Origin of the sequence: Nesterenkonia sp. CL21, assembly GCF_031705515.1 — a bacterium.
GTDB classification, from domain to species: Bacteria; Actinomycetota; Actinomycetes; order Actinomycetales; family Micrococcaceae; genus Nesterenkonia; species Nesterenkonia aethiopica.
In genome coordinates this window covers 60,331-74,145 of the sequence record NZ_JAUTWR010000001.1, presented here as the reverse complement: position 1 = coordinate 74,145, position 13,815 = coordinate 60,331, and the positions used below count along the sequence as shown (strand labels likewise).

At 69.4% G+C, this 13,815-nt stretch carries 11 protein-coding genes; 5 read left to right on the top strand and 6 right to left on the bottom strand.

From position 1 onward, the window contains the following. The first annotated feature begins 53 nt into the window (after positions 1-53). On the top strand, positions 54-1,514 hold the full coding sequence (locus tag Q7C18_RS00330; RefSeq protein WP_311023495.1) for a glutamyl-tRNA reductase: 1,461 nt from the start codon (positions 54-56) through the stop codon (positions 1,512-1,514). Between the two features lie 206 nt (positions 1,515-1,720). Here Q7C18_RS00330 and Q7C18_RS00325 read toward each other — a convergent pair whose 3' ends face one another. Then, positions 1,721-3,493: an ABC transporter ATP-binding protein gene (locus tag Q7C18_RS00325; protein WP_070160128.1), complete on the bottom strand. Its 1,773-nt coding sequence runs from the start codon at positions 3,491-3,493 to the stop codon at positions 1,721-1,723. A gap of 205 nt (positions 3,494-3,698) precedes the next feature. Next, positions 3,699-5,627: an ABC transporter ATP-binding protein gene (locus Q7C18_RS00320; protein ID WP_311023493.1), complete on the bottom strand. Its 1,929-nt coding sequence runs from the start codon at positions 5,625-5,627 to the stop codon at positions 3,699-3,701. A gap of 839 nt (positions 5,628-6,466) precedes the next feature. On the opposite strand from Q7C18_RS00320, the gene Q7C18_RS00315 reads away from it, so the two are divergent. Next, positions 6,467-6,787 (top strand): hypothetical protein, encoded by a 321-nt coding sequence (locus Q7C18_RS00315; RefSeq protein WP_139827607.1) that lies wholly within the window; start codon positions 6,467-6,469, stop codon positions 6,785-6,787. A gap of 15 nt (positions 6,788-6,802) precedes the next feature. On the opposite strand, the gene Q7C18_RS00310 is transcribed toward Q7C18_RS00315, so the two are convergent. Continuing rightward, the gene (locus Q7C18_RS00310) at positions 6,803-7,792 is read right to left on the bottom strand and encodes a metallophosphoesterase (protein ID WP_311023492.1); all 990 of its coding nucleotides are present in this window, start codon (positions 7,790-7,792) and stop codon (positions 6,803-6,805) included. Positions 7,793-7,806: 14 nt separating this feature from the next. After that, positions 7,807-10,071, bottom strand: coding sequence for a transglycosylase domain-containing protein (locus Q7C18_RS00305; RefSeq protein ID WP_139827608.1), 2,265 nt, complete (start codon positions 10,069-10,071; stop codon positions 7,807-7,809). 66 nt (positions 10,072-10,137) lie between these two features. On the opposite strand from Q7C18_RS00305, the gene Q7C18_RS00300 reads away from it, so the two are divergent. Continuing rightward, complete coding sequence (locus tag Q7C18_RS00300) at positions 10,138-10,305, top strand: hypothetical protein (RefSeq protein ID WP_170922583.1); 168 nt, start codon at positions 10,138-10,140, stop codon at positions 10,303-10,305. Between the two features lie 35 nt (positions 10,306-10,340). Further along, entirely contained in the window at positions 10,341-10,820 is a 480-nt protein-coding gene (locus tag Q7C18_RS00295) for a RidA family protein (protein WP_311023490.1), read from the top strand. A gap of 208 nt (positions 10,821-11,028) precedes the next feature. Here Q7C18_RS00295 and Q7C18_RS00290 read toward each other — a convergent pair whose 3' ends face one another. Further along, on the bottom strand, positions 11,029-11,706 hold the full coding sequence (locus Q7C18_RS00290) for a Crp/Fnr family transcriptional regulator (protein ID WP_070160133.1): 678 nt from the start codon (positions 11,704-11,706) through the stop codon (positions 11,029-11,031). A 184-nt stretch (positions 11,707-11,890) separates the two neighbouring features. Between Q7C18_RS00290 and Q7C18_RS00285 the strand changes: the two genes are divergently transcribed. Continuing rightward, positions 11,891-13,069, top strand: coding sequence for a MarP family serine protease (locus Q7C18_RS00285; protein ID WP_085437219.1), 1,179 nt, complete (start codon positions 11,891-11,893; stop codon positions 13,067-13,069). 88 nt (positions 13,070-13,157) lie between these two features. On the opposite strand, the gene aroQ is transcribed toward Q7C18_RS00285, so the two are convergent. Then, positions 13,158-13,640 (bottom strand): type II 3-dehydroquinate dehydratase, encoded by a 483-nt coding sequence (gene aroQ, locus Q7C18_RS00280; RefSeq protein WP_311023489.1) that lies wholly within the window; start codon positions 13,638-13,640, stop codon positions 13,158-13,160. Positions 13,641-13,815: the final 175 nt, after the last annotated feature.

Sequence of the window (13,815 nt, the reverse complement as noted above, 5' to 3'; positions counted from 1 at the left end):
CCATGCCCCCAATTCTGCCTCTTTCTACGACGGGTTGTAGAATTGAGCCTGTCGTGACTCTGTTCTCCCTCGTGGCTACCCACGCCGACCTCGATCTCGAGACCGTCGGCATCCTCAGCTCAGGAGCGGCCGATGTGGCCGGTTCTGTCGATGTGCCTGCCGTGACGCTGGCGACCTGCAACCGTCTGGAGATCTACGCCGAGGCCTCCTCGGACGATCCGGCCGCTCTGGAAGCCAGTCGTGAGGAGCTCATCGACGCCGTCGCCGAGACCTCCGGCGTGGACCGTGACACCATCGCCTCCACCTTCCGCACGCTGGTGGAGGACGACGCCGTCAGCCACCTCTTCCAGGTCGGCGCCGGGCTGGACTCGGCCGTCATCGGCGAACGCGAGATCGCCGGCCAGGTCCGCAAGTCTCTGGCCGACGCGCAGAACGCCGGGACCGTCTCCGGGAACCTCACCCGCCTGTTCGAGACGGCCACCCGGACGGCCAAGGACGTGGGAGCGCGCACCGCGCTGGGCTCCCGCGGCCGGTCCATCGTCTCGGTGTCCCTGGACATCGCCGGGGACATGCGCGGCGATGGTGCCGCGTTCTACCGCGACGCCTCCGTGGTGCTGATCGGCACCGGCGCCTACGCCGGGACCTCCCTGGCCCAGCTGCAGGAGCGCGGCGTGCGCGACATCGCCGTGTTCTCCGGATCCGGCCGCGCCGAGCAGTTCGTGGCCGAGCGCGGCGCCGCAGCCCGGGCGCTGAAGATGGAGGAGCTCTCCGAGGCCTTCTCCGCGGCGGATGTGATCATCGGCTGCTCCGGCGGGAACCGGCAGATCACCGCCCAGGAGATCCGGACGCTGGCCGGCATCGGACCCGAGGGCCGGGAGAAGGACCTCACCGTCATCGACCTGGCCCTGTCCCATGACTTCACCCCTGAGGTCGCCGACCTGCCCGGCGTCGAGCTCATCACTCTGGAGTCGGTGAAGATGGCCGCCCCGGCGGAGACCGAGGACTCGCTGGAGCAGGCTCGCGAGGTGGTGTACGCCGCCGTCCAGGAGTACCTGACCGAGCGGCAGCAACGCAGCGCAGACGACGCCATCGTGGCCCTGCGCCGCCACACCCAGTCCGTCCTGGACGCGGAGATGGAGAAGGTCCGGAAGCAGCATGGCTGCACCGCCGCGGCCGAGGAGGTCGAGTTCGCGGTGCGGCGGATCGTGCGCAAGCTGCTCCACACCCCCACAGTCCGTGCCCGGGAGCTGGCGGCCGAGGGCCGGACCGAGGACTACGTGCAGGCCCTGCAGGACATCTTCGGGCTGGAGGTCGAGCCGCGGGAGCGGCCCGAGCGGGAGCAGCCCGCCAAGCGCCGTCGCGCCGAGGAGTTCACCCCGGCGGAGCTGGCCCAGATGGCCGCCCACCTGCAGAAGGTCCCCGACGGCGGCTTCTGCCCCCATCACCGCCCCGGCGAGTTCGCCGTGGAGCGCCTGGAGGTCGCGCAGCGGCTGACCCAGGCCCAGGCGTCCTGACCACGGCTCCCTGGAGCCCGCCCCTCTCGCCTTCTCGCCTTCCCGCCCGCTCGCCCTCCTGTCCGCTCGCCCTCTCCCTCTCGTGAGTTGGTCTGGAGTTGTGGGTACTCGACTCGATCGAGTCGAGTACCCACAACTCCAGACCAACTCAGCGGGGCGTGGGGCGGGGGGGGGGGTGGGAGGGAGGGGGGCGTCGTCGTTGAGGATCAGGAGCCCATAGTGGCTTCCCATGCGGCGTGCAGCTTGGCGTAGTACCCGCCAGCGGCGATGAGCTCCTCGGGGGAGCCGTCCTCCACCACACGCCCCTCGTCCACCACCAGGACCCGGTCGGCGATCGCCACGGTGGAGAGCCGGTGCGCGATGATCAGCGCCGTCCGGTTCCCCAGCAGCCGCTGCAGCCCCTGCTGCACCAGCTGCTCGCTGGGCAGGTCCAGGGAGGAGGTCGCTTCATCCAGGATCAGCACCGCGGGATCCGCCAGGAAAGCGCGGGCGAAGGAGATCAGCTGCCGCTGTCCGGCCGAGAGCCGACCCCCGCGCTTGTTGACGTCGGTGTCGTAGCTCTCGGGCAGGTCCATGATGAACTCATGGGCGCCCACGGCCTGGGCAGCGGCGATCACGTCCTCCTGCGGGGCGTCGGGGCGGCCCAGCGCGATGTTCTCGGTGATCGTGCCGGAGAACAGGAACGCCTCCTGGGTCACCATCGCCACGTGACGGTGGTGGTCCTCCAGGGAGAGCTTCCGCAGGTCGACGCCGTCGAGGGTCAGACTGCCGGAGGTGACGTCGTAGAACCGGGCCAGCAGCTTCACCAGCGTGGACTTGCCCGCTCCGGTGCGGCCGACGACGGCCACGGTCTGCCCGGCGGGGATGTGCAGGTCCATCCGATGCAGCACCACGGGACCCTCAGACGTATAGCGGAACTCCGCCTGGGAGAACTCCACCTCGCCGCGGCAGGCGTCCAGACGCTCCGGCTGCGGGTCCTCGGTGACGGTCGGCTTCTCCTCCAACAGGCCGGAGACCTTCTCGAGCGCCGCCGTGGCCGACTGCAGGGCGTTGTAGAACATGGCGATCATGTCCAGCGGCTGGAAGACGCGTTTGGTGGCCAGCAGTAGCGCCACCAGCACACCCACCTCCAGGTCTCCCTGCAGCACCCGGAAGCCGCCCCAGATCAGCACGGCGGCCACGGTGAGGTTGCCCAGGGCCAGCAGGGCGGGCTGCAGGATCCCGAACAGACCCAGGGAGCGGACCATGTCATCCCGGTAGCTGTGCGCCAGGCGCTGGTACTGCCGGGACCGCGAGGACTCACGACGGAACGCCTGCACCGCGCGGATGCCGGTCATAGTCTCCACGAAGTGGACGATCATGCGGGCCGAGGAGATGCGGGTCTGCCGGTAGGCGACCTCGGAGCGCCGCTGGTACCAGCGGCCCAGCAGGGCGATCGGCACGGCGACGGCGACCAGCAGGAGCCCGGAGCGCCAGTCCAGGATCACGATGGAGATGGCGGTGAAGGACATGAACATGATGCCGGAGACCAGCGAGCTGATGCCCTGGTCGAGCAGCTCGCGCAGCGACTCCAGGTCCGAGGTCTGCCGGGAGATGACCTTCCCGGAGGTGTAGTCCTCGTGGAAGTCGAGGCTGAGCTGCTGGGTCTTGCGGAAGACCTCGCCGCGCAGGGTGAACAGCATCTGCTGGGAGACCTCGGCGGTCATCCGGGTGTAGGCCCAGGTCAGCACCCCGGCCGACACTGCGGCGGCCACATAGGTGACCCCGGGCAGGATCATGCCGGAGCTCTGGCCCTCCATCATCCGGGGCAGTCCCCAGTCGATGGCCCAGGCGATGATCAGCGGAGTGGCGGCCTGGGCGGCCTGGGCGACCATGACGAACAGCGCGGTGATCAGCAGCTTCAGCCGCACGCCCTTCGAGAGGTGCACCAGCAGCTTCCAGGAGCGGCGGCGGATGAACTTCCGCTCCTCAGCGTCCATGTCCACCTGTTCCTCGCCCGCGGTGCCGCGCAGATGGTCGAAGCGCGGGTCCTCCGGTGAGAAGCTGCCGTGGCGGATGGCCTCGGGCACGGTGGTGCGGGTGGTGGCGGCGACGGGATCGACGTCGAACTCCGGCACATCGTTCTCGGAGCGTCGGCCCGAGGAGCCCCGATCCGCGGAGCCGCGGTGGCCGTTCTGGGTGGTCTCAGCCATGGGTGCTGACCTCCTGGATGGAGCCGGTGTCGGTGCGCTCATCGGCGGGGATGGAGTCCATGATCTCCTCGGCTTCGGGGGTCGTGCTCATCACATCCCGGTACAGCGCTGACCGGGCCAACAGCTCCTCATGGGTGCCGACGTCGGCGATGCGGCCTTCGTGCAGCAGGGCCACCCGGTCCGCCAGGGCCACGGTGGAGGGGCGATGAGCGACGATGAGCGTGGTGGTGCCGTCGAGCACCTCGCGCAGCCGCTCGGTGACCCGTTCCTCGGTGCGCACGTCGAGCGCGGAGAGCGGGTCGTCGAGCAGCAGCACCGACGGCGCGGCGGCGATGGCGCGGGCCAGGGCGAGTCGCTGCCTCTGACCTCCGGAGAGGCTGAGGCCTTCCTCCCCGATGGCGGTGTCCACGCCGTGGGGCAGGTCCTCGACGAACTCGGCGTCGGCCGTGCGCAGCGCGCGCTCGAGCACCGCGTCCAACTCCTCCGGCCCGGGCGCGCCGTCTCGGTGGGGGTGCTGCGGGTCGTCCTCGTCACGGTCGTGTCCGGTGCCCAGCAGCACGTTGGCCCGCACCGAGGAGGAGAACAGCGTGGGGTCCTCGAAGGCGACGGCGATGCGGGAGCGAAGGTCGGCCAGGTCGAGGTCCCGGACGTCGGCGCCGTCGACACGGACGGTCCCTGAGGTGACGTCGTAGAGCCGCGGGATGAGGTTCAGCAGGGTGGAGGTGCCGCCCCCGGTGTGCGAGACCAGGGCCATGGTCTCGCCGCGTTCGATGCGCAGGCTGACGCCGTCGAGCTGGTCCCGTTCCTCCGGCTTGGCGTCCGGGTAGCGGAAGTGGACGTCGTCGAGCTCCAGGGTTCCGTGCTCGGGGACCCGCACCGGCTCCTCCGGCGAGGTGATGGTGTTCTCGGTGTCCATGACGTCGGCGTGGCGGTCGATGGCGGTCTTGGCCGTGAACGTCATGCCCAGCAGCATGCCGACGCCTTCGATGGGGCCCTTGAGCACGGCCGCGGTGGCGAAGAACGCGGCCAACGCGCCGACGGTGACGCCGGTGGTCTCCTCGTGGGCCACCTGCCAGAGACCGATGAACAGGCAGATCCCCAGCACGGTCTCGGGCAGGGTGATCATCACCAGCAGGAAGCGCGCCAGGGTGCGGGCCTTGGCGACCTCGGTGGTGCGCAGCCGGTCGGCCTGCGTCACGAACCCCTTGAGGGCGTGGTCGCCGCGCCCGAAGGCCTTGAGCACCCGGATGCCGTGCACGGACTCCTCCACGGCGGTGGCGACGTCGCCGGCTTGGTCCTGGGCGCGGCGGGAGTAGAGGACGAACTTGTTCCGGAACTTGGGCCCGTAGACGATGATCGGGATCGCGGCGGCCAGAAAGACCACGGCCAGCAGAGGGGAGAGCCGCATCATCAGGGTGAAGCCGACGATCACGCTGATCACCGAGGAGATGAACATGATCGAGCCGAAGGCGAACCAGCGGCGCAGCAGGTTGAGGTCGGCGATGGCGCGCGACTGCAGCTGACCGGCGCCCCATGCGGAGTGGAAGGATGCCGGCAGGTCCTGGAGCTTCTCGAACAGGCGGGTGCGCATGGCGGTCTCCGCATCCGAGGCCGGCGGGAGCACGAAGTACCGACGCAGGAAGAACAGGAAGGCCTCCAGCAGGCCCAGAGCGAGGATGATGCCGGCGGCGGTCCAGACGGCCGAGGCCTCGGCGCCTTCGGCGAGCACGGAGTTGACCAGCACCTGGAGGACCTGCGGGATGGTCAGCGCCACGATGCCTGCCCCGACGGCGGAGATCAGGCCCAGGGTCCAGCGCAGGCGGATGCCCTGCAGGTAGGGGTTGAGGCGCCCCAGCGCCTGCCACAGCGAGCGGCGGCGGGTGGAGTTCTCTGATTCCAGGTGTCTTGCGTCTCGTTGCATCAGACAACTAATCCTAGTCTAAAGGAGTGGGCGGGGGAACTCCCTGGGGCGGAGAGCTCCTGGTCTGCCGGGCATGCCGGCGGGGCGGTCCCGACGGCGAGGTGCCGCGCTGAGGCTGGGCGGAGCCGTCGCTGGAACGGCACCGCCGCTGGAACGGCACGGGAGCGTTGGTGCCAGTGCGCACCAGAACCCCTCCGGTGGCACCGGTGCAGTCACGCCGCTCCCCGGCTGCGGGGGCCCACGGGCCGGGGCGTCACGCGGCCGGCTGCGCGACGGGACCGATGGCCCTGGATGACGTGGTCACGCGCCGTGGGGACGTACCTGGTCATGGGTCCGTTCCCGGCCCAGCGGCACGTCGTACCTCGCCCCGTCGTACCTCACCTCGTCGTGCCTCGCCTTGTCGTGGCTCGCGTCGAGGTGCGGCGCTTCGAGATGCCGCACTCCGAGGGGCTCGACGCCGCGGTGCCTCATTCCGCAGTGCCCAGGCCCGTCGGCTCCACTTCGTGCAGCGCCGGCGGGGGTCCGTCCATTCCCCGCCCCGCTGTGCATCGGTGATTCTGGGAGGAGCATCGGTGGTTCCAGGCGGAGCGCTGCACCGTCCGGCCTGGAGGGCACCCCATCCCCGTCAGAACAATCGCGCGTCAGGTCTCCCGTGTGACACATGCTACCCCTCCGTGCTGACAGATTCCTCCGGCGGGCTCCGGCGCACGGGGTGCATGATTCCCGGAATATCATCGACAGGCCTGGTCAGCCGCGGTGTTGAGGCCCTGGACGGTGGTTTCCTGCAAGAACTACTGTGGACGGCATGACGCGAGGACATCAGTCCAGCGAGGGGACCCATGACAGAGCAGATCGGCGCCGGTGGAGGTTACCCGGGGAGCCAGAAGTCGCGGATGGATCCGACGGCGCGCCGATGCGTGGGGTGGGCCGTGGCCTGCCTCGTGATCGGTTCCCTGGTGGTGGCCATCTTCCCGCCTGTGCTCATGTGGCTGGCGACGTCGGCCGGGCAGCCCGGCCAGGTCCTGCTCACCGTCGTCGAGCCGGTGGTGTCGATTCTGCGCTGGTCGCTGTTCCCTCTCGGCGCCGCGCTCATCGGGGCCGCCGTCGTGATCCAGTGGCTGGCCACCCGGCTTCGGTTGGAGGTCCGTCAGCGCCGCTGAGGCCCGAGCCGCACGTCACCGGTGGGGGAACAGATCCAGCACAGTCGCCTCCGGCGGGCAGTTGAACCGGATCGGCGCCGTGGCCGAGGTGCCGATGCCGGCGGAGACATGCAGCGGCACCTTTCGCCCGCCGGTGGAGGTGACCGTGGACAGGCCGCTGGCCTGCGTGGTCGGCAGATCGCAGTTGGTGGTCAGCGCACGTCCGCCCGGCAGGCAGACCTGGCCGCCATGGGTATGGCCGGACAGGATCAGGTCCGCGCCCGCGTCGGCGAATCGGCTCAGTATGCGCGAGACCGGAGCGTGGGCCACACCGAGGCGCAGAGCCTTCGACGACGCCACGCCTCGCGGCCAGCCGGAGAACCGGTCGCGTCCGATGTGCGGATCGTCCACCCCGCTGAACAGCACTGGAGTCGCGCCCACCGTCATCGCGTGATGTCGGTTGCTCAGGCTCACCCAGCCCGAGGCCCCGAAGGCGGCGAACAGCCGCCTCCAGGGCAGCTCCAGCCGGTCCGGCTCGTGTTCCGAGGGCGCTCGCAGGTAGCTCAGCGGGTTCTTCAGCCGCGGACCGTAGTAGTCGTTCGACCCCGGCACGTAGACCCCGGGGAATCGGCGCAGCGGGGCCAGGGCCTCCAGAACCTCGTCCACGGCGTCCGGGTGGGAGAGGTTGTCCCCGGTGTTGACCACCAGGTCAGGCTGCAGCTCGGCCAGGGCCCGCAGCCACGCGAACTTCTTCTCCTGCCCCGGCACATAGTGGATGTCGGAGATGTGCAGGATCCGCAGCGGGACCTGCCCCGTGGGGAGGATCTCCAGCTGCTCGAAACGCGTGGTGAATCGGGTCAGGCCTACACGATGCGCATAGGTCATCAGGCCGGCCCCGACGACGGCGCCCACGCCCGCCGCAGCCAGGCCCCACCGGGTGGCGGTGCGCAGGCTGGACGGAACGGCCGACGAGTGGCGGGAGGGCAGCCGCGAGGGCAGGGACGGATCAGGCGTCGACGGGCTCATCGTGAGGAGGAGCTTCAGTCGTCGTCCGAGTCGGAGTCATCTCCGTCGTCGTCGCTGTCGCTGCCGTCACTGTCACTGCCGTCAGCGTCGTCGATGTCCGGGACGTCGTCGCTGTCGGAGCTTCCGCCGCCACGCTCGGTGCCGTCGTTCTCCCAGGAGTAGCGGTCGGAGGACTCCGGGTCGTCCCAGGGGGAGTCCTCGGGCTCCGGGAACTCGTCGGTGGAGTAGTTCGGGGCCACCTGGTTCATGTAGTCCAGCCACATGGGCCCGGCGATGATGGAGCCCCACACGTCGTCGAAGAAGACGCCGCCGATGGTCTCACCGTTCAGGGAGTAGTCCTCGCCCACTCCGTTCGGGTTGCCCACCCAGCTGGCCGTGGACAGGCCGCGGGAGAAGCCGATGAACCAGGTGGAGGACTCGAAGTTGTTGGTGCCGGTCTTCCCCGCCATCGGGAACTGCGGGTCGCCGTCGGCGGTGCGATCTTCGGCGATGCGGATGAGCGTCTCGTTCAACTGGGCGACGACCTCCTCATCGATGACCTGCTCGCAGTCAGCCTCCGGGGTCTCGTACGTGTTGCCGTTGGTGTCCGTCACCTCGGCGATGGCCCGGGGACGGCAGTATTCGCCGTCGTTGGCCAAGGTGGCGAAGGCGCTCGCCTGGGTCAGCGGAGAGACCTCCTGGGCGCCGAGCACGAACGACGGGTGGCTCGGGTCCAATCCGCTGCCATCCCGTGCCGAGTGGTATCCGACGCGGTTCATCAGCCCTGTGATGTCGCACAGGTCGAGCTCGTGGGCGGTGGCCACCGTGGCCGTGTTAATCGACCAGTAGAGGCCGTAGTCCACGGTCATCTCACGCTTCATGTCGCGGATGGCGTTGTTGATGGGCCAGCGGTCTGTGTTCCGGGCGATGCCGTTGTCCAGGCAGCTCGCCTCCCACGACTCCAGGGCCGGATACTCGTCGACGCTCGCGTCGATCTTGTCCCCCATGGAGTTGCCGTCCTCCAACCAGGCAGCGGCGACGAACGGCTTCAGGGTGGAGCCTCCCTGGAAGCCACCGCTGCTGCCGTAGTCGAAGTCAGTGTTGTAGTTGACGTTCGTCCCGCCGGTCTGTTCGGTGTCGTACGGCGTGTTCTGGGCCATCGCCTTGACCTCACCGGTGCCCGGCTCGACGGAGACCAGCGCAGCGGCGGCTTCGGAGGGGTCGCCCGCCGGCACAGCGTTCTGCGTCTCCTCTTCAGCAGCCTCCTGGGCATCGGGGTCCAGTGTGGTGGTGATGCGCAGGCCGCCGCGCTCCAGCAGCTGCTCACGGGAGGCGCGGTCCGGGCCGTAGGCGTCGCTGCTCAGGAACAGCTCGACCACGTAGTCGCAGAAATGGTTGGCCATGGAGGCGTTGAAGCAGCCGGCGCTCTCCGGGTTGGGGTCCAGCGACTCCTCGAGATCCACCTCGACGGCGTCCTCGTACTCCTCCTGCGTGATGTAGTCATTGCGCAGCATGGCGGAGAGCACGGTGTTGCGACGGTTCTCCGCGGCGTCGGGGTTGACCAGCGGGTTGTAGCCGTTCGGCGACTGCACGATGCCGGCCAACGTGGCGGCCTGGGCGACGTCCAGATCCGCCGCGGAGACGCCCCAGTACGCCTGGGCGGCCGCCTCCACGCCGTAGTTCCGCCCACCCAGGAGCACGATGTTCAGGTACCCCTCGAGGATCTCGTCCTTGGTCATCTCCTGCTCGATGGAGACCGACAGCTTCATCTCGCGGAGCTTGTCCGCGTAGGTCTTGGAGCCGGAGATCGTCAGACGGTCCTCGCCGCGGAGGAAGTCCGCATTGATCAGCACGTTGTTCACGTACTGCTGGGTGATGGTGGAGGCGCCCTGCTGGGAGTCCGAGGTGACGTTGTGCACCATCGCACGGCCCAGTCCGCGGGCATCCACACCGCCGTGCTCGTAGAACCGCTCGTCCTCGATGGCGACGATCGCGTCCTGCATCTCCTGAGAGATGTCCTCGATGCCCACCGGCTTCCGGTTCTCCGCGTAGAACTGGGCGATCTCCGTCCCGTCCTCGGCGAGGATGTGGGAGGGCACCGACAGCGGCTCCTCGCGCAGCTCGGCCGGCAGCTGCTCGAGCATCTCAGAGCCGGCCGCGGCAGCGGCACCGCCGGAGGCGGCGAGGGGGAAGATGAGACCCGCGGCCAGCACGCCGCACAGCGCACTCACGCCCAGGAAGGACATGATCTTGCCGAGCGTCGTGGCAGTGTCGAAGAGGGGAGATTTACGGGGCGCCATAGGCTCCATGGTAGCGGGCACGGTCAAACCCGTCCCTGGGAGGTTCCTGGAGGTTAGGCTGGGCGCATGACTTCTGTGACCCAGTGGGAATACGCCACGATTCCGCTCATCATCCACAACACGAAGGCCATCCTGGACCAGTGGGGCGAGGACGGCTGGGAGCTCGTCACCGTGCTCCCCGGTCCGGACGGCAACGCCCCGGTGGCCTACCTGAAGCGGCCGAAGAACGTCTGACCCGCGCATCTGACCGCACGTCTGATCGGAGCCCCATGACTGAGACCAGCCAGACCAGCACCGTGGAGGCCCGCCTGGCGGACCTCGGCCTCACCGTGCCCGAGGTCGTCCCGCCCGTGGCCGCCTACCAGCCGGCCGTCGTCGCCGACGGCGTCGTCTACACCGCCGGCCAGCTCCCGCTGGTGGACGGGACGCTGCCGCTGACCGGCAAGGTGGGCGCCGAGGTCACCGAGGAGCAGGCCTACGACCTCGCCCGGCAGTGCGCACTGAACTGCCTGGCCGCGCTGAGGCACGCGGTGGGAGACCTCGACCGCATCACCCGCATCGCCAAGGTGGGCGGATTCGTGGCCTCCGCACCCAGCTTCACCGGTCAGCCGAAGGTGCTCAACGGCGCCTCCGAGCTGTTCGGGCAGGCCTTCGGAGACCTGGGGCAGCACGCCCGCAGCGCCGTCGGTGTGGCCGTCCTGCCGCTGGACACCCCCGTGGAGGTCGACGTCATCGCGCACTTCCGCTGAGTGAGCGAGTCCACACGGAGAGATCGTCTCTTTCTGAGAGATCGCCCCTGAATCCAGCGACGATCTCCCAGGAAGACACGATCCTCGGGTGGCTGTCGACATCGCGCACGTCCACAGACACGATGCAGCAGACACGACGAAGGGGACCGGATGATTCCGGTCCCCTTCGTCGTGCTCGCCCCTGGGGCAGGTGATGCGTGTGCTGCGGTCAGCGGGAGCGCTGGCGGATCCGCTGGATGTCCAGGATCACGACGGCGCGGGCCTCCAGGCGCAGCCAGCCGCGCTGGACGAACTCGGCGAGCGCCTTGTTCACGGTCTCGCGCGAGGCGCCGACCAGCTGGGCCAGCTCCTCCTGGGTGAGCTCGTGGGCCACCAGCACACCATCCGGGGCGGGACGGCCGAAGCGGTCCGCCAGGTCCAGCAGAGCCTTGGCCACACGGCCGGGGACGTCGGAGAACACCAGGTCGGCCAGGGACTCGTTGGTGCGGGTCAGGCGCTTGGCCAGAGCCTGCAGCAGCTGCACCGAGACCTCAGGGGTGGAGGTGATGACCTCGCGCAGGCTCTCGTGCTTCAGGCCCGCCAGGCGGGTCTCGGAGACCGCAGTGGCGGTGGCAGTGCGCGGCGCCGGGTTGAACAGCGCCATCTCGCCGAAGATCTCACCGGGGCCGAGCACGGCCAGCAGGTTCTCGCGGCCGTCCGGAGTGGTGCGGCCGAGCTTGATCTTGCCCGAGACGATGAAGTAGAGCTGATCGCCCTGGTCACCCTCGTGGAAGATGGAGCTCCCGCGGGAGAGATCGACCTCGGAGAGCTCCGCGGTCAGTGCGGCGAAGACGTCGTCGTCGACAGTCGCGAACAGAGGCGCGCGACGCAGTACTTCAAGATCCATGGTCTTCCATTCTTCCTCTCCGAGATGCATGCTGTCTCGCTGGTAAGAAAGTATCAGGTCAGCGGCGAAGTGGGAAACGTCCAGGATAGCCGTGGCGTGCCCCTGGAGCCGTATCCGGGGCGTGTCAGGCGGGTGTGTCATCCTGGTGCCTGCTGTTCAGACCCCTCCCGAGAGGAGCCCTGAGATGGGTGTCACCCTGCTCGACGTGATCCTGGTGCTCGTCCTGCTCGGGTTCCTGATCGCCGGGCTGCGCAAGGGCATCTGGATCACCGTGGGGGGCCTCGCCGGCTTCCTCGTGGGTGCCGTCGCGGCGTTCTTCTCCATCCCGCTGGTGGCCGGATGGGTGCCGGATCCGCTGTGGCGCATCGTCGCCGTCATCGCGACCGCCATCGTCCTGGTCGTCGCCGGGCACGCACTGGGGACCACCGCCGGCGCGGAGGTGCAGCGGATGTTCCGCTCGCCCACCGTCCGGACCTTGGGCTCGCTCGTCGGAGGTGCGCTCAACGTCGTCGTCGCGGTCTTCGTCATCGCCGCGCTGTCGCTCTCTGTGGGCGCGATGGGTTTCCCCCAGGTCAACCAGCACATGCGCCAGTCCAGCGTGCTGCAGGGCATCACCTCGGTGATGCCGGAGCGGGCGGAGGCGTGGATCGCGCAGATCCGCGCGCGCGTCATGGAGTCTGACATCCCGGAGCTCGCCCAGACGCTCGTGCCGGAGAGCGACGAGGCCCCGGACAGCGAGGACCTCAGCGCCGCGGCCGACCAGGCTTCCCAGTCGGTGGCCAGGATCACCGGCGTGGCGGATCAGTGCGGGCTGAGCCAGTCCGGCTCGGGCTTCGTGGTCTCGCCCACGCGTGTGGTCACCAACGCGCATGTGGTCGCCGGGGTCAACGAGCCTACCGTGGAGCTGCGGGACGGGCAGGTGGCCTCCGCCCGGGTGGTGCACTTCGACGCCGCGGAGGACCTCGCGCTGCTGGCCGTGGACGGCCTGGACGCGGCCCCGCTGGAGATCGGCGACCCGCTGGACCCCGGGGACACCGGATTCGTCATGGGCTATCCCGCCGGCGGGCCGTTCCATGCGGGCACCGCTGTGGTCCAGGCCCGGGACGTCTCCCAGGTCAACAACATCTACGGCAGCTCGCCGTCCTCCCTGGAGATCTATCAGCTCAACGCCGACGTCCGGCAGGGCAACTCGGGCGGGCCGCTCATCGACGCCGACGGCGACGTCGCCGGTGTGGTCTTCGCCCGCGCCATGGAGGGCAGCGCAGTCGGCTTCGCGCTCACCGCCGAGGAGGCCGGGGACGTGCTGACCAGCCCGGACTCCTACACGGAGGCGGTCTCCACCGGGCAGTGCGTGGAGCGCTGAGCCAGTTTCCTCCGCCTCTGCGGGGCGGCGGCCAGGATGGCTCCGGCATCGGCTCCCGGGATGACGACCGGGGCGAACAGCGGGGCGATCAGCTGCGCAGCGTGTCCGCCAGCAGCTCGATCGCGAAGCGGTAGCCGGCCACCCCGGCGCCGGCGATGACCGCCTGGGCCAGCGGGGAGACGAAAGAGTGCCGGCGGAACTCCTCGCGGGAGTGCACGTTCGACAGGTGCACCTCCACCACCGGCAGGGCCACGGCCCGCAGCGCGTCGGCGATCGCCACGGAGGTATGGGTGTAGGCCGCCGGGTTGATCACGATGCCCGCCGCCGTGCCCCGTGCGGCCTGGATCGCATCCACGAGCTCCCCCTCGTGGTTGGACTGGACCACGTCGACGGCGAAGCCCTGTCGTGCGGCGGTGCTGCGGCACAGCTCATGGACGTCCTCCAGGGTCTCGGAGCCGTAGATCCCCGGCTCCCGAGTGCCCAGCAGGTTCAGGTTCGGCCCGTTGACGATCAGCAGCCGGCCGGTGCCGGAGGCGCCGTGCTCGGACGGGGTGCTGGTCTCTGCACTCATCGGTGCTCCTCTGCGGTGGTGCGCGGGTGGTCTGGCTCCGCCGACGTCGTCGTCGGTCCGCCGGTCATCAGCCTAGCCGCACCGGCGGCTCGGACGGCGAGTCCTCGGGCGACTCATGCTGTGCCGATCCAGCATGACCTCTCCCGCAGGTCAGCGCGCCGCGGTAACTTGTCGA

Coding starts and splice junctions, on each gene's coding strand:
- Q7C18_RS00315 (WP_139827607.1), top strand. CDS start 6,467: ATGACAGAGCAGATCGGCGCCGGTGGAGGTTACCCGGGGAGCCAGAAG.
- Q7C18_RS00320 (WP_311023493.1), bottom strand. CDS start 5,627: ATGCAACGAGACGCAAGACACCTGGAATCAGAGAACTCCACCCGCCGC.
- Q7C18_RS00300 (WP_170922583.1), top strand. CDS start 10,138: ATGACTTCTGTGACCCAGTGGGAATACGCCACGATTCCGCTCATCATC.
- Q7C18_RS00310 (WP_311023492.1), bottom strand. CDS start 7,792: ATGAGCCCGTCGACGCCTGATCCGTCCCTGCCCTCGCGGCTGCCCTCC.
- aroQ (WP_311023489.1), bottom strand. CDS start 13,640: ATGAGTGCAGAGACCAGCACCCCGTCCGAGCACGGCGCCTCCGGCACC.
- Q7C18_RS00290 (WP_070160133.1), bottom strand. CDS start 11,706: ATGGATCTTGAAGTACTGCGTCGCGCGCCTCTGTTCGCGACTGTCGAC.
- Q7C18_RS00285 (WP_085437219.1), top strand. CDS start 11,891: ATGGGTGTCACCCTGCTCGACGTGATCCTGGTGCTCGTCCTGCTCGGG.
- Q7C18_RS00305 (WP_139827608.1), bottom strand. CDS start 10,071: ATGGCGCCCCGTAAATCTCCCCTCTTCGACACTGCCACGACGCTCGGC.
- Q7C18_RS00295 (WP_311023490.1), top strand. CDS start 10,341: ATGACTGAGACCAGCCAGACCAGCACCGTGGAGGCCCGCCTGGCGGAC.
- Q7C18_RS00325 (WP_070160128.1), bottom strand. CDS start 3,493: ATGGACGCTGAGGAGCGGAAGTTCATCCGCCGCCGCTCCTGGAAGCTG.